Here is a 20,884-nt window from a genome sequence, read left to right on the forward strand (position 1 = left end):
ACATCACATCTCGGCACCCAAACGTCGTAGCCTCGCGACAAGGAGCATCCACATGGTATCACGCGTCATTCCGGTCGATCCTTTTGATCTGGTGATTTTCGGCGGCACAGGCGATCTGGCGCGCCGCAAGATCCTGCCGGGCTTGTTCCGGCGNTTTTGTGCAGGGCAGATGCCCGAAAACGCCCGTGTCATAGGTGCCGCGCGCACAGAAATGGACCGCGCGGGCTACCAGCAGATGATCCGCGAGGCGATTGCCGAATTCAACGGCGACTTCGAGCACGAGAAGGCGCAGCTGGACGGGTTCATCGACCGGCTAGAATATGTCGCGATTGACGCGAAAGGCGAGGACGGCTGGGCCGAGNTGCAAAAGCTCATGGCCGGGACCGAACGGGTAGAGGCCTATTATTTCTCNGTCTCGCCCGCGTTGTTCGGTGATCTGGCGGAACGTCTGCAACAATGGGGCATGGCGGANGCGCAAAGCCGGATCGTNGTCGAAAAGCCCTTTGGCCGCGACCTGAAAACCGCGCAGGCGCTNAACGCCACGCTCGCCAAGTATTTCGACGAAAGCCAGATCTACCGGATCGACCACTATCTGGGCAAAGAGACGGTGCAAAACCTGATGGCTGTGCGGTTTGGCAACATGCTGTTCGAGCCGCTGTGGAACAGCCAATATGTCGATCACATCCAGATCACCGTGGCCGAAACCGTCGGCGTTGGGGGCAGGGGCGAATATTACGACAAATCGGGTGCCATGCGCGATATGGTGCAAAACCACCTGATGCAGCTTTTGTGCCTGATCGCGATGGAGCCTCCCGCGCGGTTTGACCCCGACGCGGTACGCGATGAAAAGCTCAAGGTGATCCGCGCGCTGGACCCTGTGCTGCCGCATCACATCGCCCGCGGTCAATATCAGGCAGAACCGTGCAACGAGGCCGAACAACCCGGTTACCGTACCGCTGTGGGGGATCCACGCTCGCGCACCGAAAGTTTCGTCGCGCTGAAAACCCACATCAGTAACTGGCGGTGGGCTGGCACGCCTTTTTATCTACGCACCGGCAAACGCATGGCGGCGCGGTCCTCCGAGATCACGGTCGTCTTCAAGGAAACGCCCCATTCGATTTTTGCCGAAGACGCAGGCCGCCACCGCAACGTTCTGTCGATCCGTTTGCAGCCGAACGAAGGCATCACCCTTGGCGTGACGATCAAGGAACCGGGCCCGGGCGGCATGCGTTTGGTGGACGTGCCCTTGGATATGACATTCGCCGACGCTTTGGGGCCTGAAGGCTCCGAACAGGTAGACGCCTATGAACGTCTGATCATGGACGTGATCCGTGGCAACCAGACCCTGTTCATGCGCGGCGACGAGGTAGAGGCCGCTTGGGCCTGGACCGACCCGATCATCCAGGGCTGGGAAGCGCGCAATGACGTGCCCAAACCCTACGACAGCGGGTCCGACGGCCCGACAGATGCCAACGAACTGATGCGCCGTGACCAGCGCCAATGGCGGGAGTATTCTGCATGAAGTTGATCGAATATGCCGACCGCGAAGTCCTTGCGATGGACCTCGCCAATCTGATCGCAGGGGAGCTGAAGAACGCCCTGTTATCCCATGACACGGTCAGCTTTGCGGTGCCGGGCGGAACAACCCCGGGGCCGATCTTTGACAGCCTGAGCGCGGCCAATCTTGATTGGGCGCGGGTGCAGGTCATGCTGGGTGACGAACGCTGGGTCGCCCCCGACCACGAGATGTCGAACGCGCGGCTCTTGCGCAATCGCCTGCTGGTGGGTCGCGCGGCCGAGGCAGCGTTCACCCCTTTCTACATCGACGGGCTGACCTCGGCCGAGGCCGCAGAAACACTGTCTCCCCAGATCGAATCCCAATTGCCGCTGTCGGTGCTGTTGCTGGGCATGGGCGCGGATATGCACACGGCNTCGCTCTTTCCGGGTTCCAACGGGCTNGAGGCNGCNATGGCCGCGGACGCGCCGGCGCTCTGNCCGATCGATGTCGACGGGCAGGANATCGGGCGNATCACCCTGTCGCGCAGGGTGCTGGAAGGCGCAATGTCAAAACATCTTGTGATCTTTGGCGATGAAAAACGNGCAGCGGTGGAACNGGCGCAAAGCCTGCCGGCCCTNCAGGCCCCCATCGGCGCAGTATTGAACGAGGCAACAGTACATTGGGCACCATGACGCAATTTGATGATTTGATCCGTATGCAGGCGGCGGTGCAAGACCGCTCTATCCTGTCGTTGTTCGACACAGCCGATCGCGCCCNGACGTTCAGCGCNCAGACCGGNGANATGTTGTTCGACTTCTCCAAAACCAATCTTGACCGCGATACGATGGATGCGCTGCTGGCGCTGATCGATGCCGCCGATGTGCCCGCGCNCCGCGATGCGATGTTCGCNGGCGAAAAGATCAACGAGACCGAAGACCGCGCNGTANTGCACACCGCGCTNCGCAATCTTGATGGGGGCGCGGTGATGGTGGATGGGGCGGATGTGATGCCCGGCGTNCATGATACGCTCGACCGGATGCGCGGTTTCGCGGATCAGATCCGCAGCAGCGACATNACGGATGTGGTGAATATCGGNATCGGCGGGTCCGATCTTGGGCCCGCGATGGCGGTGCAGGCGCTCTCGCCNTATCATGACGGGCCGCGCTGCCACTTCGTGTCGAATGTCGACGGGGCGCATATCTCGGACACGCTCCGCGGGCTTGATGCGAAAACCACANTGGTGATCGTCGCTTCCAANACCTTCACCACGATCGAGACGATGACCAACGCCCGTACCGCACGNGCGTGGATGACAGAGAATGNCGGCGATCCGGCAAAGCAGTTTGCNGCCCTGAGCACNGCGCAGGACAAGACCAGCGATTTCGGNATCGATGCGGATCAGGTCTTTGGCTTCGAAGACTGGGTCGGTGGGCGCTATTCCGTNTGGGGGCCCATCGGCCTGTCGCTGATGATCGCCATTGGCCCACGCGCCTTTGANGCGTTTCTGCGCGGNGGGCAGGCGATGGACCGTCACTTCTGCGCNGCCGCCCCNCACGAGAACATGCCCATGNTGCTGGCCNTGGTCGGCATCTGGCANAATCAGATCTGCGGCTATGNCACCCGCGCCGTGCTGCCCTATGACCAGCGGTTGGGGCAACTGCCCGATTACCTCCAGCAGCTTGAAATGGAATCCAACGGCAAGTCGACCTTGATGGATGGCACCACCGCGCCCTATAACACGGGTCCCGTTGTCTGGGGCGCAGCGGGCACCAATGGCCAGCACGCGTTCTACCAACTGATCCACCAAGGCACCCGCGTCATTCCTTGCGAATTCCTGATCGCGGCCAATGGGCACGAGCCGGACCTGACACATCACCACAAGCTGCTGATCGCCAATTGCCTTGCGCAATCCGAAGCATTGATGCGCGGGAGATCCTTGCAAGAAGCGTCAGAGCTGATGGCGGCAAAAGGTCTGACCGGTGCCGAGCTGGACCGTCAGGCGCGCCACCGCGTCTTCCCCGGCAACCGCCCGTCGACCACGCTCAGCTACCCTCTGCTCGACCCGTTCACCCTGGGGCAGATCATCGCGCTGTATGAACATCGCGTCTTTGTGGAAGGGGTCATCCTGGGCATCAATTCCTACGATCAATGGGGCGTGGAGCTNGGCAAAGAGCTCGCCACCTCTTTGCAACCCATCGTCGAGGGCGCGGCACCTGCCACCGATAAAGACGGCTCGACCGCCGCTCTTGTCGCCTTTATTGCAAAACACGCCGANTAGGATCACGGCTTCATTTTGCCANATAAACTCCGGGGAGTGTGAGGGGCAGCGCCCCTCATCCCCAACCTCGCGCANNNCGCTGCAGCCTACCCCTTCAGCGCGATGTCATAGGTCACCCAGCCCGTGCGGGTTGCCAGCTTGTCGTAGGCCCCACGCCCGCGATAGTTNTCCTCTGCCGTGATCCAGCGCAGCGTGCCCCAGCCGTTGTTTTTCGCCACCGTCTCAACCGCTTTGATCAGCGCCTGTGCGGCCCCGGNNCCGCGAGCCTGCGGGCTGACGAACAGATCATCCAGAAAACAGTTCGTCGCNGCGCGCAACTGGCTGACAAAGGGACGGTAATGGGTAAANCCGACAAGCGCGCCGCTGGCATCCTGTGCCACGATGCAANTGCTGCCGTGATCGGGGTCCATCANCCAGCCAAAGACGGTTTCACGCATCTGCGGCGTCTGNTCGACCTTGTAGAAGGCGGCNTANCCGGCAAAGAGCGTTTCCCAGGCGCTGCGATCCGCGGCGTCCATCGGGCGGGTGGTGAGTGTCATACCTTATGTTCCTTTCGGTGCATGCGCGCGCGGCGGTTACCCCTCGGGGCGGGCGTTTTCAGTCTGCTCNAAATATTGTTTCAAACGGTCGGGCAGGGGATACCGACCGGAGCCGTCCCGTTCCAGCAGCACCAAAATACACTCGAACGTTGCCCGCAGCTCGCGGCCCACCCAAACCTCTTGCGCCAAAGCGTAAGAGGTGTTGCGAAAGCTGGTGCAGCGGCAGGTCACGATGTAATTCTCGCGCTCCAGCATCTCTTGCAGATAGCGGATTGATCCTGACCGGATCACCACGCGCGGGCCGGGGCTGTCGATCAGCCCGCGTTCCACCAATGACTGCGTATNGCGGATGCGCAGCCGTTCGAACCATTCGAAATAGACGGTGTTATTGACGTGGTTATTGGTGTCCAGATCAGAGAAGCGGACCTGATCTGCCATGGCCAGCGGTTGCGGTGTCGGCATACCGGCGGCGCGTTGCTGATCGGGGGAAAGGGGCGTGTGATAAATAACTGTCATGAACCCTGCGTAAGCAGCAATGAGGGCGCTTGCAAGACTGGGNTGATTTGTCCATTTTGCACCCAACGANTAATTGGGAGGATGCGCCATGCTTGGCCAAATGATGAATAAACCGCTGCTGATTTCGAGCTTGATCGAACACGCACAACGCTTTCACAGCGAGACAGAGATTGTCTCTGTCAAGACCACCGGCGGGTTGGAGCAGACCTCTTGGGGTCAAGTCGCGCGCAANGCCCGTGCGCTGGCNTCTGCGCTGACAAATCTGGGGCTGGACCCGCAGGCGCGCTGCGGCACCATCGCCTGGAACAACCGCCGTCACCTCGANATCTACTTTGGTGCATCGGGCGGCGGCTTCGTCTGCCACACCATCAACCCGCGTCTNTTCCCCGAACAGCTTGTCTATATCCTGAACCACGCCGAAGATAAGGTGCTGTTCATCGACAAGACGTTTGTGCCGCTGATTGCGGGCATTCAGGACAAGCTTGAACATCTTGAGCATGTCGTTCTGATGGAAGGCACCGANGAAGAAGCCGCCGCGCAACTGCCCGGGATCAAGTTCTATGACGACCTGATCGCCAGCGGNGACCCAGAGTTCATCTGGCCGGATCTGGACGAGAACACCGCCTCCAGCCTGTGCTACACTTCGGGCACCACGGGTAACCCCAAGGGCGTTCTGTATTCACACCGTTCGACCGTGTTGCACAGCTTCGGGATCAACCTGGCCGACAGCATTGCGATCACGGCCAAGGATGTGGTGCTGCCCGTCGTCCCGATGTTCCACGTCAACGCCTGGGGCGCGCCCTATGCCTGCGCTATGGTTGGCGCGGCGATGGTAATGCCCGGTCCCGGTCTNGATGGCCCGTCGCTGGTGAAACTGATCGACACCAACCATGTGTCGCTGGCGCTTGGCGTTCCAACCATCTGGCTAGGGCTGCTGAACGAGGCGGATAAGATCGGCAGCAAGCTGGAAAGCCTGCAGCGTACNGTNGTTGGCGGCTCTGCCTGCCCGCCGTCGATGATGACCGCCTTCCGCGAGAAATACGGGGTAGAGACGATNCACGCCTGGGGCATGACAGAGATGTCGCCCGTTGGCAGCATCAACCAGCTGCTGGCCAAACACACCAAGCTTCCTGCNGACGCGCAAAACAAGCTGCGCGANAANCAGGGTCGTCCNGTCTTTGGTGTGGATCTTGAAATCCTTGATGACGACGGCAATCCCGTGGCGCATGACGGCGTGACGCAGGGCGATCTGGTCACCAAGGGCTACTGGATTCTTGACAGCTATTTCCGCAAGACCCGCAGCGAGACNCTGAACAAGGACGGTTGGTTCGACACGGGCGATGTGGCNACAATGGACCCCGACGGCTANGTCACGATCCGCGATCGGTCAAAAGATATCATCAAGTCGGGCGGCGAATGGATCAGCTCGGTCGAGCTTGAAAACATCGCGATCGGTCATCCGCAAATCGCGGATGCGGCCGTCATCGGGGCCCGTCACGAGAAATGGGACGAACGTCCGATCCTGATTGCCGTGAAAGCCGAAGGNCAGGACCCGAGCGAGGCAGAAATTCTGTCGATCTTCGAAGATAAGATCGCCAAATGGCAGATCCCTGATCGCGTCGTCTTTACCGACGCATTGCCGCGCAACGCGACCGGCAAGGTGTTGAAACGTGATCTGCGCGAAAGCTTCGGCGAAGTGCTGATCAACGGCTGATGAATGCTTCACCGGGGCAGGCNGCTNCCCCGGTGACTGAGCTNTCTTCTGTCCCACAGTATAGAATATATGCGGGGCAGGAGCGTTATATGTGGTCTTCAGAAGGGCGCATTATGAAGCGGAGACATTGACCTTAAACGTAGGTCTGTCGCCGACAGTGGCACCTCGTACAGACTTTTTGCGGCATGGTTGTACTGTCACGCCACCTGTGGAGATTAAATTTGCACGGCACGCGTGAAAGCGCCCGAACGAGCTTCGAAAACATGGATCACCTGGAATGTCTGCCAAATAAACTTGGCGAAGTGTAANAAACGGATAATCGTACTATAAAAACTGGTTATCGAAATATTAGCGCAATTTTAAAGTGNAATGTCTAGCGATAAATACTCTTTAGCGTTAANAGCTTACGTCTGGTAACACGTTGGGGTTGTGGGTAATATTGCGAGATCGGGCAGATTGATCATCGACCGTTGGGCTCATACCCAAAGGTGCTCTGTGAATTGTTGATATGAAAATACCCCGTGACATCCGAGCACAAAAAANCCGCGCAGCGNGGCAATCGTTGCGCGGGTGTGATCTNCCTTAGGTAGTGTGANNGCNTCTCTCGCTTCACCCGCGNCCGCGATAGGGCGGCACGCCTTGATCGGGAATCCAGACGCTTTTGGGNGTCTCGCCCGTTTGCCAGAACACGTCGATAGGGATGCCCCCGCGCGGATACCANTANCCGCCGATGCGCAGCCAGCGGGGCGACAGCAGCTCTACCAGACGGCGGCCGATCNAGACGGTGCAATCCTCGTGAAAGGCACCGTGGTTGCGAAATGCGCCCAGGTAAAGCTTGAGCGATTTGGANTCGACCAGATANTGATCCGGCACATAGTCAATCACNAGATGNGCNAAGTCGGGTTGGCCGGTCATCGGGCAAAGCGAGGTGAACTCGGGCGCGGTGAAGCGCACGCAATAATCNACATCGGCCTGAGGGTTCGCGACTTTCTCGAGCATCGCTTCTTCGGGCGAGGCGGGAAGCTCTGTCTTGCCGCCAAGCTGCTGCAAATCGCTGTAAATCGTTTCCATAAATCCTCCGGTGGCGGGTCAGACCCCGCGTTTGTTGCCCCATAGCAATACATGTAGTTGNGGCAGCAGGCGCGGCGTGAACCAGCGATCTGCCATGGTTTTNTCCACCAGCCACAATAGCTTANCCGCCAGCACCTGCGGATCGACAGCGACGCTNGGGTCGACCTCGTCGTTGCCCGGTTGCAGATAAAGCGGCAGTTGGGGGTAGCGGNTGGCGGCGTCGCGGGCCCAATCGTAATCCGCGTCGTCGAATATCACGATCTTCATCACCGTCTGGGCCGCCGTTTCGCCAGCCGCAACGCAACGGTCGAAAGCGGCCCAATCCACCGTCTCGCCGCTGGATGGTGGTTTCGGGCTCAGCACAAGACAATCCAGCTGNCCGAACCACGGCTTNGCGATGGAGCCTTGCGTCTCGCAGGCAAAACGGTAGCCGGCGGCATGACCCAATTGNATCAAGGGCGCGAAGTCCTGAATGGCGGGGTTGCCGCCTGACAAGGATACGGTCAGCGGCGTGTTGTNTGACAGGCGCTGCACCTCTTGCCAGACCGCGTCGGTCNACATGNTGGCCCAGTCATGGCGGAATGCGGGATCGACCGCNTGCATGCTGTCACACCACGCGCANCGATAGTCACAGCCGCCCGTGCGCACAAAGACGGTGGGTTCNCCGATCAGCGCGCCTTCGCCCTGTATCGTGGGNCCGAANACCTCGGCGATGCGCAGCTGGCTCATGGCCGGTACTCTGCCCAGGTTTTGGGCGTCTCGCTGACCTTGACGGCGGTGGTTTCGGGCCAGTGCTGCGCGCACCATTCATAGAGATGACGCGCCATATTCTCGCCGGTGGAGACAAAATCCAGCACGTCGTTGAGGTGACGATGATCGAAAGTCTCGTCTATGTAGGTCTTGAGCGGCTTCAGCTCTCCGTAGTCGCGAACGAAACCGTCGGCGTTCAGCTCTTTGGCCCGAAGCTCCACCACCACGACATAGTTATGCCCGTGCAGGCGGGCGCATTGGTGGCCATCGGGCAGATGCGACAGCTGATGTGAGGCGGAGAAATGGAACTCTTTCGTAATGGTATACATCAGGCGAGGATCTTCCGCTTGACCGCTTCGGCCCAGAAATCGGGATCGTCATATTGGGTCGGGTCGGCAACCCCCGCCAGATCGAAAGCCTCGCGCCGTTCCACGCAGGTGCCACAGCGCCCGCAGTGATGCACGCCGCCTTTGTAGCAAGACCATGTCTCCGCGAAGGGGGTGTTATGGCGCTGGCCTTCAGTCACGATATCCGCTTTTGAACGGTGCACGAAAGGCGTGTAAAGCGACACATCGGCATAGCCGTCCAGCGCCATATATTGCATGAACTCAAACGCTTGGGTGAAATCGGGGCGGCAGTCGGGGTAGATAAAGTGATCGCCTCCATGCACCGCGGTTGCGACCGCCTGATCCCCCCGTGCGGCGGCAATGCCATAGGCGACCGTCAGCATGATCGCATTCCGGTTGGGGACAACGGTGACCCGCATCGTTTCTTCGGCGTAATGCCCGTCGGGTACATCCACATCATCAGTCAGCGCGGATCCGGTCAGCGCCGCACCGATCCCGCGCATATCGATGATGTCATGGGGAACATCCAGACGTTTGGCGCAAAGCGCGGCATAGTCTAGTTCCTTGCGGTGACGTTGGCCGTAGTCGAAAGACACGAGCCCCGTCAGCTTGCGCTTGGCCGCCACCATATGAGCGAGCGACACAGAATCCAATCCGCCGGAGCAGATGACAATCGTTTTCATTTCTTAACCCTTGTTTTGATGCCCGGGTAGGCTGCGACCGGGAAGGCGCCTGATAGACGAGACGATCAAGGATGCCAAGGGGGGCAATGCGGCGGATTTGGCGCGAAATGTCGCATTCGCAGCGTCACTCATAGAAAAACCGCCAGACCGGTGGGGTCTGGCGGCACGGCACATTCTTTCCGCGAACGGGTGGGAGGCGCCCGCGCGCAGTCAGATCAGGCGCAAACCCGTGATCAGGCGGATTGCATCAGCAAAGCCTGGTTCTTCCATTCGGGGTCGGTGACAGCATCGACCAAAGCGGCGGCAACATCGCCACGGGCGGCCTTGGCTTTGACGTCAACGCTGTCACCAAAGATCATATTCCGATTGCCCGCATCATCCGTCAGCGCGACGGGGCGCAGGATAGCGTAGTCGAGGCCGGAGTTTCGCAGATGCACGTCGGCTTCGTGTTTGGCTTGCAGATAATGCGCAAGCTCGCTGTCTGGGTCGGGGTTGTCTGCGCCGACGCTGCTGAGCATCACAAAGCGCGAGATGCCGGCCTTGGCGGCGATATCAACCAGATCTTTGGCACCATCGCGGTCGACCTTGTCGGTCATCTCTGGCCCTGTGGTCCCGCCGGAGCCCGCGGCAAAGATCACCGCATCGCAGTCTTCGCAGGCGTCAGCGGTCAGATTGGTCAGGTCCCCCTTGCGCAGCACCACATCGGAGGCCAGCGCACTGGTGTCAGAGGAATCGCGGACAAGGGCGATCGGCGTGTGACCCTGTTCGCGGAGTTGTTCAGTGACGCGGATACCGGTTTTGCCGGTCGCGCCGGCGACGAGAATATTCATGGTTGTAATCCTTGTTATACGTGTCGCGGAAAAACTGCCCGCCGCGCGGCCTTCGCGCAGCGGGCGGTATTTTACAGCAGCGACAATAGCTTGTGGGCGGCTTCTTCCGAAGACGCGGGGTTCTGGCCGGTCACAAGCTTGCCATCGGTCACCACGAAGGATGCCCAGTCGTCACCCTTCTTGTAGGTGCCACCATTGGTCTTGAGCATATCTTCGACCAGAAAGGGGACCACATCGGTCAGGCCCACGGCCTCTTCCTCGGTATTGGTGAAACCGGTGACGGTTTTGCCCGATACCAGCGGTTTGTCGTCGGTGCCTTTGGTGTGCTTGAACACTGCTGGCGCGTGGCAGACGGCCCCGACGGGGCGGTCGCTGGCGGCAAAGCTTTCGATCAGGTTGATGCTGGCCTTGTCTTCGGCCAGATCCCACAGCGGGCCGTGGCCGCCGGGGTAGAAGATTGCGTCGAAACCGTCAGCCGAAACGCTCGATAGCACCTCGGTATTGGCCAGCTCTTTCTGTGCGGCGTCATCGCTCTTGAACCGTTTGGTCGCTTCGGTCTGCGCATCATCTGCATCGCTGGACGGATCAAGCGGCGGCTGTCCGCCTTTGGGCGATGCCAAAGTGATCTCTGCACCAGCGTCTTTGAACACGTAATAGGGGGCCGCGAACTCTTCGAGCCAGAAACCGGTTTTGTTACCAGTATCGCCCAGCTTGTCGTGGGAGGTGAGTACCATGAGAATTTTCATGTTTTTGGGCCTTTCAATTCATTTCTTATACCGGTCAGGGCGTCATTAGGGACGCCGCAATAACGACCGCGTAGACCGTTCAACGAATGGGCGCGCCCGTTGTTCCGCGATATGTCTGACGTTTTTGTGAATGATGCGGGTGCGGGTTCTGCAATGGCGCATATGCTCTGGCACCACGGGGGCAAAGCGATTAAACCCGCGGTAGTTTTTCGAGCGAAAGGTCCGGCCGGATGCATAGAGTAGAACTAGCCGAACGGCCCCACTGGCGCGACCACGCCGAAGAGGTCGGTTTTTCCTTCGCGGACATGCACGGCGAACCCTATTGGGACGAAACCTCTGTCTATGCGTTCTCGCTTGACCAGATTGAAAATGATATCGAAGACCCCGCAACCGCGCTGCATGGTATGTGCCGCGAGGCGGTGGATCACATCCTTGCCAGCGAAGAGCTGTTGGACAAGCTTGCCATTCCCGAAGCGCACCGTGACCTCATTGCGAACAGCTGGAAGCAAGGCGACCCCGAGATCTATGGCCGCTTCGATCTGGCATATGACGGGCAGGGGCCTGCCAAACTGCTGGAGTATAATGCCGATACGCCGACCTCGCTTTATGAATCGGCGTCCTTCCAGTGGCAGTGGTTGGAAGATCAGCTAGAAGCAGGCAACCTGCCCGAGGGGGCGGATCAGTTCAACGGCATCCACGAGGCGCTTGTCGCGCGTTTCGCCGACGTGTTCGAACCCGATAGCGATCTGCATTTCACCGCCGTGGCGGGCAATCCCGAAGACTACGGCACGGTCGAGGCTATGGGCTGGGCCGCGCGCGAGGCGGGGTTGGGCGCGCATTATTGCGACCTTGATAAAATCGCGCTGAGCGATGACGGGCAGTTTCTGGATGATGAGGACCGCCGCATCGCCGTCTTGTTCAAACTCTACCCTTGGGAAGACCTGCTGCGCGACGACTACGCAGACCACATCGAAGGCTCTGGCTGTCTGTTTCTTGAACCCGCATGGAAAGCGCTGCTGTCCAACAAGGGCCTGCTGCCCGTGCTGTGGGAGATGTTCGAGGATCACCCGAACCTGCTCCCTGCGTTCTTTGAACAGGATGTGGGCGAGGCGATGGCGGGGCGCGGCTCTGTCACGGGGCGTGCGGCGGATGCCTTTGACCGTGCGCGGGCAGGGCTTGCACGGGCCCATGTGCGCAAACCGATCCTGTCGCGCGAAGGGGCCTCGGTCGAGATCGTGAAATCCGGCCAGATCATCGAAAGTGCCAGCAACACGGCGTATGCCGAACACNCNCGTATCCTTCAGGCCTATGCGCCNTTGCCGCAGTTCGACGGGATGCGCCCCGTGNTCGGCGCGTGGATCATTGGGCANACCTGTGCGGGCATCGGCCTGCGCGAGGACCGGTCAAGGATCACGCAGGATNTGTCNCGTTTCAAACCCCATTACATTGCGCCATATTCCGGTTAGCATCGTCGCCCAATCGCCGAACCACAGCAGAAAGCAGATCATCATGACAAAACGGTCAAAACGCGTCGCCATCGCGATCATCGGGGCCACCGCCTTTACACTGGCCGGTTGCCGCGACGAAAAGATTGATGCCGCTGCCTTTCCCGATGTGCAAAGCTGCAAGAACGAGGCGTCNTTNGGGGGCACATTCACCGCCGCCGATTGTGAAACCGCNTTTGCCGAGGCAGAGNCGCTGCANGTGGAATCCGCACCGCGCTACAACAGTCTGGATGTCTGCGAAGANCAACACGGCGAAGGGGCCTGCGGGTCAGAGGCGCAGCANACACAGGGCGGATCGGGCGGTATNTTTATGCCGTTGCTCGCGGGCTATCTGATCGGGAACATGCTGGGCGGGCGGTCGGGCATGGCCGCAAGCCAGCCGATGTATAAGACGGCGGATGGCAAGTTCACCAATGCGGCGCGCACCAGCACCTATTCCAGCAACAAGGGGGCNGCCAAGCTCAGCACCTCGCAATTCACCCGCCCCGCGACGACCGTGGGCAAAACCCCGATGACCCGTGCGACGGCGAAATCCCGCGGCGGTTTCGGGAAGGTGGGNAGNGGGCGCACGGGCTTNGGCGGCTAAGGNTGCGGGNGNNGCACACGCAGACGTGACCGCAGCAGCCGCAACCGCAGGAACTTGATACGACGGCCANGTGTTTGCCCTTCGACGCGAATAAGCGAAGAAGGAGCAGACATGTCCAAGATCACGACAATCAATCCCGCCACCGAAGAAGAGATCCAGTCCTACGATCTGATGAGCGAGGCAGAGGCTATTCAGCGGGTTGAAGCCTGTCATGACGCGCATCTTGAATGGCGCAAACTGTCGCACAAGGAACGCGCGCCCTATCTGACCAAGATCGCCGCCAAGCTGCGCGAGAACGCGGATGAACTGGCCGCTCTTATGACGCGCGAAACAGGCAAGCTTCTGAAAGACGGCAAGACCGAGGTAGAGATTTGCGCGGCCATCTTTGAATATACTGCCAAGAACGGCCCCGACGTGCTTGCGGATGAAGAACGCACCCACGGTGCCGACGGCAAGCGCGGGGTCGTGANNTATCAGCCTATCGGCGTCATCTATTCGATCCAGCCGTGGAACTTCCCACTGTANCANCCCNCCCGTGTGCTTGCGGCGAACCTGATGACNGGCAACGGTTGTGTTCTGAAACACGCGAGCATCTGCACCGGATCGGGCCTGCGCCTGCGCGAACTTTGTATCGAGGCAGGGCTACCCGAAGACCTGTTCCAAGTGATCCTNATCGACCACGACACCAGCGACAAGCTGATCGAACACCCCAANGTGCGTGGCGTGACAATGACGGGCAGCGATGGCGCGGGCCGTCACATCGGGTCGGTCGCCGCGAAGTCGCTGAAAAAGACCGTGCTCGAGCTTGGGTCCAANGACGCCTATCTGGTGCTTGAGGATGCTGATATCGAAACAGCGGTNAAATTCTCGGTTATGGGTCGGCTCTATAACAACGGGGAAACCTGTGTATCGGCGAAACGCTTTATTGTCGCCGATAAGGTCCATGACGCCTTTGTCGATGCCTTCGTCGCCGAGATGAAAAAGATCAATATGGGCGATCCGACCGACGAAAACGTTCAGCTGGGTCCANTGTCCAGNCANGACCAGTTCGAGACCGTGCGCGATCAGGTGAAAGAAAGCGTCGATAAAGGTGCCAAGGTGCTGTGCGGTGGCGAGGTGCCTGACCGTACGGGGGCCTATTACCCTGCAACCGTTCTGTCCGACCTCAAACCCGGTATGCCNGCGTTTGACGATGAAATCTTCGGGCCCGTTGCGTCGATCATCCGTGCGAAGGATGANGAAGACGCGATGCGTCTGGCNAATGACAGCCGCTATGGTCTGGGCGGCGGGATATTCTCGAAGGANGAGGACCGCGCCTTGAAGCTCGCGAAAGAGCATTTCGACACAGGCATGATCCGCATCAACTCCTTCGGGGCTGCCGATCCGAATATGCCCTTTGGCGGGGTGAAAGATTCCGGCTATGGGCGTGAGCATGGCGGATTTGGCATGAANGAATTTGCCAATGCTAAGGCGATTTTCCTGCCCTAAGCCTGCAAGGCAACGGTAACGTGGTGCGCGCGTCGGAGATCTATCCGGCGCGCGCAACTTATTTGGGCACGAAGGTTAAGGTTTACGCAAAGTTAACAAATGAGGCGCGCGCGCCACACATCTCCAATTGTATTATGCCGGCGGAACCTCGCCCTGCCACGGAATAGATTGTTCTTTTAAACTTGGTCGCTTCATGTAATCCGCAGCTACGCTGCGCTTCAGGCGGATCAGTGCTTGCCCTTAAGTAGAACAAAGCGCACCCACATCGGTGGTATCTGGTCACTGGTCGCGTTTTTTGTCGCGACGGTCATCATTACCTACGCCGCCGGCCGTCTGGATCGTCTGCTCTCCGAAGCTTTCGTATACGAAGCCCGCGCCCAGACATATCTGGACCTGCTTGAGGTGCGCGAACAGTTTGAAGAGATTATTCACGAACGGTCCCTCGCGCTGCGCGAGCTTGCGACGTTCATCAGCGAGAACCCCTTTGCGAAACAGGAAGAATTTACCCAGCGGGTTCAGAATATACGTGAAATCGACGACACGGTCATCAATGTCGCTGCCGCGCCCGAACTTGTTGTGACCCTGATCCACCCGCTCGCGCCGAACATGGGCGCGCTTGGGTTAGATTACCGCACAAACGAAGACCAGTTTCCCGGCATTGAACGGATGCTGGACTTGGGCAAAGAACTGATGACCGGCCCCGTCGATCTGGTGCAAGGCGGTAAGGGGCTGATCCTGCGCGCCCCTGTCTATTGGCCCGATCCAGACTTTGCCACCGAAGGCGATGTTGACGGCAGCAAACGCCAGCTGTGGGGGATCGTATCGCTTGTGCTGGACTATGATCAATTCCTGATCAATTCCGGCATACGTGAGGCCGAAGAACGCTATGACATCCTCATTCATGCGGCCTCTCCGCAGGTGGGGGTAGGACCGCAGATGTTCACCTACGGCGATCGGGGCCTGCTGGAGGCGGACACTGTTACGTTGGAATTCGATTTCTCCTTCGAGGAATGGATGCTGGAAGCACGCACCAAGGGCGGGTGGCCCAAACACGCGCCCGATCAATGGTCAAAACGCGCGCTCATCGCGTCGGCCGGGCTGATGCTTTTGGGCACGCTGCTTTACGTGCTGCAGGTGTCAGAGCGGCGCAAACGTGCCGAAGTCCTGCTAAGCAGCGGGATCGAAGCGCTGAACGACGGGTTTGTCATGTTCGACGCGCAGGATCGTTTGCTTCTGAGCAACTCGAAATACAAAGAGATGTACGAGCTTCCCTCTGAAGTTCTCAAGCCCGGAACACCTTTTGCCGAGCTGCTGCGTATCGGTGTCAAAAGCAAGCAGTTTCCCATGGGGCGCTATAACGAGGAAGAGTGGATCGAGCGTCGCTTGGCCATCCATCGCGAAAACAGGACCTCCGAGACAGAACAACACTTGTCGGGCGGGCGCGTGATCAAAGCCTCTGACCGGCCTTTGGCAGACGGTAGCTATGTCGGCCTGCGCGTGGATGTGACCGAGCTGAGCCACGCCAAGGATGCCGCCGAAGCTGCCAGCAAGGCCAAGACGGATTTCATGGGCGTCCTCAGCCACGAGCTGCGCACGCCGCTGACGGTGATCATGGGAGTGGCGCAGCTTTCCCGCAACGCGCGTATGCTGTCGTCTTCCAAGGCGCTGCTCAAGGGCTATGAGGACGGGGAGATCAGCCACGCAGAGGCAAAACGCCTGCTGGATGAGATGTACGACCAGCTGTCCGGCCTGATGAACCGGTTGGTGCAATCCGGCGAGCATCTGTTGCACCTCATCAACGAGATCCTCGACGTGGCCAAGATCGAATCCGGCAGCCTGGTGATCGAACCCAGTCCTTGTGCGGTGCAGGATATTGTCGATCCGGTGATCGAACAGCTTCGCACACTTTCAAGCAAGAAGGGTCTGGCCTTTGATGTGGTGCAAGAGGCGGATATGGTCTTTGCCGATAAAGTGCGCGCGCGGCAGATCCTGTTCAACCTGATCGGCAACGCGATCAAATTCACCGACACCGGTTTCGTCCGTCTGGTGGTGAAACCCGTGGGCGATGTCGTCAGCTTCGAAGTGCATGACAGCGGTGCCGGCATCCCAGAAGCTGAACTCCAAAGCATTTTCGAGGTGTTCTATCAAGTCGATTCCACCGCCACGCGTCGGGCAGGCGGCACGGGCATGGGGCTCGCGATTTCGCGCAGTCTGGCGGAAATGCAGGGCGGCAGCCTTAGCGTGTCCAGCGTCGTCGGGCAGGGCAGCTGCTTTATCCTGACACTCCCGATCCGCGCCGCGCAAAGCCTCGAGGTAAACGCTGCCGCCTGAGGCCACGCGAAACAGCGCGATTGTCCCGCGGATCGTAGCATGCAGCCCCAAAGTAACCTTGTATTTTCAGACGGAATGCGGCGGTTTCAGTGTGAATACTGAAAGTTTGGTAGGCCCGGCAGGCATATCAAAATGAACAAAATCCTCAACAAAACATGGATCAAGGTGGACCACGTAGAGCCATTTCTGGGCCTTTTAAGATCAATGGGTTACATGGAATGTGGACCACGTTTGTCGCAGGTCTTGTGTTAAATCAATGAGCATAAAAGGCTCTAAATTGAGAACCGTTCTGTCTGATTTTGGAAGCCGATTAGTGTACTTTAGTTTGGTTAAATCGTTCTAAGTTGCATATTTATACTAAACCAAGGGCATTCTCTCATCGGTAGGTCCGATTCCTTCTCTTTAAAAATCGCGGTAATTTATCCCGCAAAATTCAGCACGTTGCGAACCTAAGTGCTGCTTGCGGTAAACGACAGCTTTGAGTCCAAGGTGCCGTATATTTTGCAACTTGGTAAATGGGTCAGCCAAGAACTTTGATGGTGCACATGCGCCTAATAGACAGCGCTAACTCCGAGATGGGAATATGTTTCTGTTCCTACTTTACCGTTGATCATCAACTGCAAGCTCTACATTTGCCAACCTAAGGTCCGACCTGATTTGGGATACAAAATGTTGGATCTTTCCTTCGGGGAAAACGTCTTCGAGCGCCCGCTTTCTATACAGCATCTTGACACCCGTCTCATGGCAGGTTGCCCATACACCATCCTCGGCGTCGGTTGTTTCATTCCTCCAAAGGTCCCTGGCATTACTGCCCGCTGAGATGTGATCGATGATGAAGGCGTACAAATATAAGATCGACGCTGACTTCTCCGCGGGCATTAGGCGCGATGGATCTGGGGCTTTATCTTCGCCGACCTGTTCATTGTTTTCATCAAAAACACCAGTATCACTATCAAGGTGAGCCACTACAAACCAGTCGCCGTCACTCAGTGGCATATCACGGCGAATGCCTCTTGGCAGGAAGCAAGCCAGCATGTTGTGGAAAGGGACCCCGTCCCATGTCCATTTATCCATAGGCCGACTTAGAGAAGTAGCGGGCCTAAGTGTGTAAACAGGGTCCCAGTACGCGAACTCCAATTCCGGGAAAAGGTTTTCGACCTCCCGCATCAGGTGATGGGTTTGCTTATGATATGCCACGACGATCCGGTACGCGCGCCGGACGTCGGTAAGGGCTGATTTCCAATCTGTGTTTGTGTGCATTTCTTTTCCTACATAGATAGTAGTGCAAGGGTTTGCTCCGCGGTCCGAAGTGGTTTTATGGCTTCAAGTTGCCTTGGAGTCTCAATGTAACTGTACCCGTACAGCCCGAGACCCTTGATCATATCCTTCAAAATTCTTTTTTCTTCAGGACTTGAATGGTTTGTTTCACAACAGGCTTTGACCAGTTCCATCCAGCCTATCATGCCGAACGACAGTTTCTCTATATTGGCGGCTTGGAAGCGTTTTTCTTTACCGAGTTCCGCCAGCATATTCTCGCGCCAGAGCATGCTGTTTTTAACTCCGCCGATAGCGAGATATACTACACTATCTGCCGGCTGGAGCTCTTCAGATTGCAGCAGCTGGCCATAGGCCGAAAGCTGATAGGCCCATTGGTTAACGTCTTGTGAATTACCCCAAAACTTGGATTCGACGATCAAATGGTAGCGTTTTACAGGGTCACCGAGATCGAACTGCATGAACACATCAGGTTCCACGCCGAGTTTCCGTTCCTGATGCTCCCACATGGGCCAGAATTCGATCTCGACCAACTCTCCGACACGGAAGTCGTCGAGCATATTTCCTGAAGCTTTTCTCAAAATGGACCAAGCCGTTGGACCAGAAAGATACGACAGCCGCTCGATAACTGTAGCAGTGATCAAATCCTCGCTGCCTCTAAATATATCCCGCCACTTGGTGACAGTGTCACCGGAATGTATACGACCTGATTTGCTGGAAAGGATTGCGTGTAACATGTGACCTCGAGACCTATGCTTTTTTCAGTTATACCAGTGCGGCGGAAAGCTGTGTAATTTAACGATTAACCACTCAAACTGAACGTATTTATCTAAAGCGCCACTGGAACACCCGAAATTTGAATAGGGTGCCGTATTAGAATGCACGCCGTTGTTTTCGATTTCACAGCGAGTGTAACCCCGCTGGTGCCATGTTGGGTCGCTTACTGTTGTATGTCGAGGGCCATTCTGTGGCCTGGCCCTTACTAATACTGGCAGACCTCGCTTTGGATACCTCGGCCAGCTCGCCTCGGCGCTCGCACCTCCAAGGCCGTTGAATACTATGCCCCATCAATAATCAAAACCGCTATCAGCCTCTCTATCTGGCCAATAGTAATCATCTTCAATTTTAGTTTTCGCCTCAACATCAGAGTCGAGGCCGCTAAGGAGATCTGAAAGTGTTAAACGTTTATGGTGAATCACTTTCCCGTCGTTTTGCGGCTGTATTGCACCCCGGTCCACTGTGTAGCTACGTTGCCCAGTTTCCTCAGTGGTTTTCTGATTGCTGTCGTCTAACTCAAAGGCTTTTCGAATCTTCTCGGTTTCGCTGGGCTCGAAGTCTTTTGAGCTTACCCGCCCTGGCAAAACATCTAACCCAAAAGCCGAAGGGTCATAGAACTCCACTCCGTTCTTTTCTGCAAACACGAAGAAAGATCCAGGGTCGACTTTGTTGGTCTTGGACCGCTTGATTTTTTTCTGATATTCTTTTGGGGTCCATCCTCGCCTCTCCGTTTCATATAGATACAGCCAAGATGGAGACGATAAATCTCGAGCTGCATGCCTCTTAGAAAGAATGGACGAGGCGTCGGAAGCGTTGAGCAGGTTTTTCTGATCCATGTGGGCCAGCATCAAATCTACGAGAGAGCAGTCAAGGTCAATGCAATGTTCGCATAATGCCGCTCCAAGAGTTTGATCAAATCTTAGATATAGATACAAATACCAAAGCACAGAAATAACATCATGCTTTCGCAAGCCGTCTTTGATACCGTATTGGATTAGGCGCATCTGGGCACTTGAAAGACCTTCGTTCCGCTTTAGACCAATTAGGAGAGGAGCTACGAAAGTTACTGCCCATGGAACCGAAAACAATAAACGCTGCAAATGCGAAATAGCATGATCTCTCGTGCTATAACTTGAAATTCTTTTCGAGTATCGACTCAGGCTGTAGCCGAGAATGTTTGCATTTGGGGATAGCTCTCTATGGGCCGATATGATGGAGAAAAGTGAATCCAAAAAGTCTTTGCCTTTCAGGGAGGAAATCAAATTTAGTTCCTTAACCCACGCATGGTTTTCATTAGTGATCGAGTCTGAAATTACCTCTTTGTCTTCGCGTGATCGAAGTTCGAATTTTCTTATTTCTCTCTCGAATGTAGCTTTTATTGAATCGCATTCCTGAATGCTCATGCTTCCGAATTTGTAGTCGTCAATGTTGTGATAATACTCATCTCCAATGTTACTTTTTAAGCTTTTGTCCAACTCAATATCTATTCTTGCTAAGACAATTTCCGAAGCGATCCGAGATGTGTCTGGGCCAATCGGAATTCCAATAGTCTGGTTGTTGTTGCATGCCCTCAGCAGCTTGTCCGTTTCGCTTGACCAATGCTTTTCAAGCGTTCCGTCGCGATAGCGACTTTGACCTTCCTCTTTTCCCAGAATAGCCCATGGCAGGGAGTGCGTGTAAATTGATCCGTAAAACCTATTGATATCAAGATTTAGCGTGAAAGGGAAAGATGAAGAAATAGCATCTGCCATTCTCTCTCTGTTTAGGAAGCTGGTTGGAGTGAAAGAGCGCCCAGGCGTATGCGGGTCTCCTGGAAATCTTATTGGAAAGGCGCTTCTATTAGCCTTCCTAAGATGATTAGAATGAATCGCCCCGAGTTTGTCGGAGACCATCAACTTAAGTAAGGATGACGGTTATGACAAAAAGCAAAATGGCAAATCGCTATTCACC

19 protein-coding genes are annotated in these 20,884 nt (G+C 57.0%); 8 read left to right on the plus strand and 11 right to left on the minus strand.

The window, feature by feature from the left end; genetic code table 11:
- Nucleotides 1-52: 52 nt before the first annotated feature.
- From zwf to pgi, 3 genes are all read left to right on the plus strand, one after another.
- Nucleotides 53-1,522 carry a glucose-6-phosphate dehydrogenase gene (gene zwf / locus CBB63_RS02950; RefSeq protein ID WP_286698088.1) on the plus strand — a complete coding sequence of 490 codons (1,470 nt, stop codon included), beginning with the start codon at nt 53-55 and terminating at the stop codon, nt 1,520-1,522.
- Complete coding sequence (gene pgl / locus CBB63_RS02955; protein ID WP_286698089.1) at nt 1,519-2,190, plus strand: 6-phosphogluconolactonase; 672 nt, start codon at nt 1,519-1,521, stop codon at nt 2,188-2,190. The genes zwf and pgl overlap by 4 nt, the downstream gene beginning before the upstream one ends.
- Nucleotides 2,187-3,776, plus strand: a complete 1,590-nt coding sequence (gene pgi, locus CBB63_RS02960; RefSeq protein WP_286698090.1) for a glucose-6-phosphate isomerase — start codon at nt 2,187-2,189, stop codon at nt 3,774-3,776. The genes pgl and pgi overlap by 4 nt, the downstream gene beginning before the upstream one ends.
- A gap of 86 nt (nt 3,777-3,862) precedes the next feature.
- Here the strand turns inward: pgi and CBB63_RS02965 are convergent, their stop codons facing one another.
- Together CBB63_RS02965 and CBB63_RS02970 are read right to left on the minus strand one after the other, a co-directional pair.
- The gene (locus tag CBB63_RS02965; RefSeq protein ID WP_286698091.1) at nt 3,863-4,315 is read right to left on the minus strand and encodes a GNAT family N-acetyltransferase; all 453 of its coding nucleotides are present in this window, start codon (nt 4,313-4,315) and stop codon (nt 3,863-3,865) included.
- 36 nt (nt 4,316-4,351) lie between these two features.
- Nucleotides 4,352-4,921 carry an acyl-CoA thioesterase gene (locus CBB63_RS02970; RefSeq protein WP_502695848.1) on the minus strand — a complete coding sequence of 190 codons (570 nt, stop codon included), beginning with the start codon at nt 4,919-4,921 and terminating at the stop codon, nt 4,352-4,354.
- On the opposite strand from CBB63_RS02970, the gene CBB63_RS02975 reads away from it, so the two are divergent.
- Entirely contained in the window at nt 4,920-6,545 is a 1,626-nt protein-coding gene (locus CBB63_RS02975) for a long-chain fatty acid--CoA ligase (RefSeq protein ID WP_286698093.1), read from the plus strand. The two genes, CBB63_RS02970 and CBB63_RS02975, sit on opposite strands and share 2 nt — an antisense overlap.
- 609 nt (nt 6,546-7,154) lie before the next feature.
- Here the strand turns inward: CBB63_RS02975 and queF are convergent.
- From queF to CBB63_RS03005, 6 genes are all read right to left on the minus strand, one after another.
- Nucleotides 7,155-7,616: a preQ(1) synthase gene (gene queF, locus CBB63_RS02980; protein WP_286698094.1), complete on the minus strand. Its 462-nt coding sequence runs from the start codon at nt 7,614-7,616 to the stop codon at nt 7,155-7,157.
- Between the two features lie 18 nt (nt 7,617-7,634).
- Nucleotides 7,635-8,345, minus strand: a complete 711-nt coding sequence (gene queE, locus CBB63_RS02985; protein ID WP_286698095.1) for a 7-carboxy-7-deazaguanine synthase QueE — start codon at nt 8,343-8,345, stop codon at nt 7,635-7,637.
- Entirely contained in the window at nt 8,342-8,695 is a 354-nt protein-coding gene (queD, locus tag CBB63_RS02990) for a 6-carboxytetrahydropterin synthase QueD (RefSeq protein ID WP_009824714.1), read from the minus strand. Before queD ends, queE begins: the two co-directional genes overlap by 4 nt.
- Nucleotides 8,695-9,396, minus strand: a complete 702-nt coding sequence (gene queC / locus CBB63_RS02995; RefSeq protein ID WP_286698096.1) for a 7-cyano-7-deazaguanine synthase QueC — start codon at nt 9,394-9,396, stop codon at nt 8,695-8,697. Before queC ends, queD begins: the two co-directional genes overlap by 1 nt.
- A 233-nt stretch (nt 9,397-9,629) precedes the next feature.
- Nucleotides 9,630-10,226, minus strand: coding sequence for an SDR family oxidoreductase (locus CBB63_RS03000; RefSeq protein ID WP_286698097.1), 597 nt, complete (start codon nt 10,224-10,226; stop codon nt 9,630-9,632).
- 71 nt (nt 10,227-10,297) lie between these two features.
- Nucleotides 10,298-10,972 (minus strand): type 1 glutamine amidotransferase domain-containing protein, encoded by a 675-nt coding sequence (locus tag CBB63_RS03005; protein ID WP_168592025.1) that lies wholly within the window; start codon nt 10,970-10,972, stop codon nt 10,298-10,300.
- 230 nt (nt 10,973-11,202) lie between these two features.
- On the opposite strand from CBB63_RS03005, the gene CBB63_RS03010 reads away from it, so the two are divergent.
- The 4 genes from CBB63_RS03010 (at nt 11,203) to CBB63_RS03025 (ending at nt 16,882) form a co-directional block, all read left to right on the plus strand.
- A complete protein-coding gene (locus tag CBB63_RS03010) occupies nt 11,203-12,438 on the plus strand; it encodes a glutathionylspermidine synthase family protein (protein ID WP_286698098.1) in 1,236 nt (411 codons plus the stop codon).
- Nucleotides 12,439-12,481: 43 nt separating this feature from the next.
- Nucleotides 12,482-13,063, plus strand: a complete 582-nt coding sequence (locus CBB63_RS03015) for a DUF1190 domain-containing protein (protein WP_286698099.1) — start codon at nt 12,482-12,484, stop codon at nt 13,061-13,063.
- A gap of 111 nt (nt 13,064-13,174) precedes the next feature.
- Nucleotides 13,175-14,551, plus strand: coding sequence for an NAD-dependent succinate-semialdehyde dehydrogenase (locus CBB63_RS03020; RefSeq protein ID WP_286698100.1), 1,377 nt, complete (start codon nt 13,175-13,177; stop codon nt 14,549-14,551).
- Between the two features lie 234 nt (nt 14,552-14,785).
- Entirely contained in the window at nt 14,786-16,882 is a 2,097-nt protein-coding gene (locus CBB63_RS03025; protein WP_286698101.1) for a sensor histidine kinase, read from the plus strand.
- Between the two features lie 600 nt (nt 16,883-17,482).
- On the opposite strand, the gene CBB63_RS03030 is transcribed toward CBB63_RS03025, so the two are convergent.
- From CBB63_RS03030 to CBB63_RS03040, 3 genes are all read right to left on the minus strand, one after another.
- Nucleotides 17,483-18,142 carry a PM0109 family protein gene (locus tag CBB63_RS03030; protein WP_502695849.1) on the minus strand — a complete coding sequence of 220 codons (660 nt, stop codon included), beginning with the start codon at nt 18,140-18,142 and terminating at the stop codon, nt 17,483-17,485.
- An 8-nt stretch (nt 18,143-18,150) separates the two neighbouring features.
- Entirely contained in the window at nt 18,151-18,894 is a 744-nt protein-coding gene (locus tag CBB63_RS03035) for a hypothetical protein (protein ID WP_286698103.1), read from the minus strand.
- 330 nt (nt 18,895-19,224) lie between these two features.
- On the minus strand, nt 19,225-20,685 hold the full coding sequence (locus CBB63_RS03040) for an RNA-directed DNA polymerase (protein WP_286698104.1): 1,461 nt from the start codon (nt 20,683-20,685) through the stop codon (nt 19,225-19,227).
- Between the last annotated feature and the right edge of the window lie 199 nt (nt 20,686-20,884).

Source organism: Sulfitobacter sp. TMED3, from assembly GCF_002167505.1.
Classification (GTDB): Bacteria; Pseudomonadota; Alphaproteobacteria; order Rhodobacterales; family Rhodobacteraceae; genus Sulfitobacter; species Sulfitobacter pontiacus.

Coding starts and splice junctions, on each gene's coding strand:
- queD (WP_009824714.1), bottom strand. CDS start 8,695: ATGTATACCATTACGAAAGAGTTCCATTTCTCCGCCTCACATCAGCTG.
- queC (WP_286698096.1), bottom strand. CDS start 9,396: ATGAAAACGATTGTCATCTGCTCCGGCGGATTGGATTCTGTGTCGCTC.
- CBB63_RS03000 (WP_286698097.1), bottom strand. CDS start 10,226: ATGAATATTCTCGTCGCCGGCGCGACCGGCAAAACCGGTATCCGCGTC.
- CBB63_RS03005 (WP_168592025.1), bottom strand. CDS start 10,972: ATGAAAATTCTCATGGTACTCACCTCCCACGACAAGCTGGGCGATACT.
- CBB63_RS03030 (WP_502695849.1), bottom strand. CDS start 18,142: ATGCACACAAACACAGATTGGAAATCAGCCCTTACCGACGTCCGGCGC.
- CBB63_RS03035 (WP_286698103.1), bottom strand. CDS start 18,894: ATGTTACACGCAATCCTTTCCAGCAAATCAGGTCGTATACATTCCGGT.
- CBB63_RS03040 (WP_286698104.1), bottom strand. CDS start 20,685: ATGGCAGATGCTATTTCTTCATCTTTCCCTTTCACGCTAAATCTTGAT.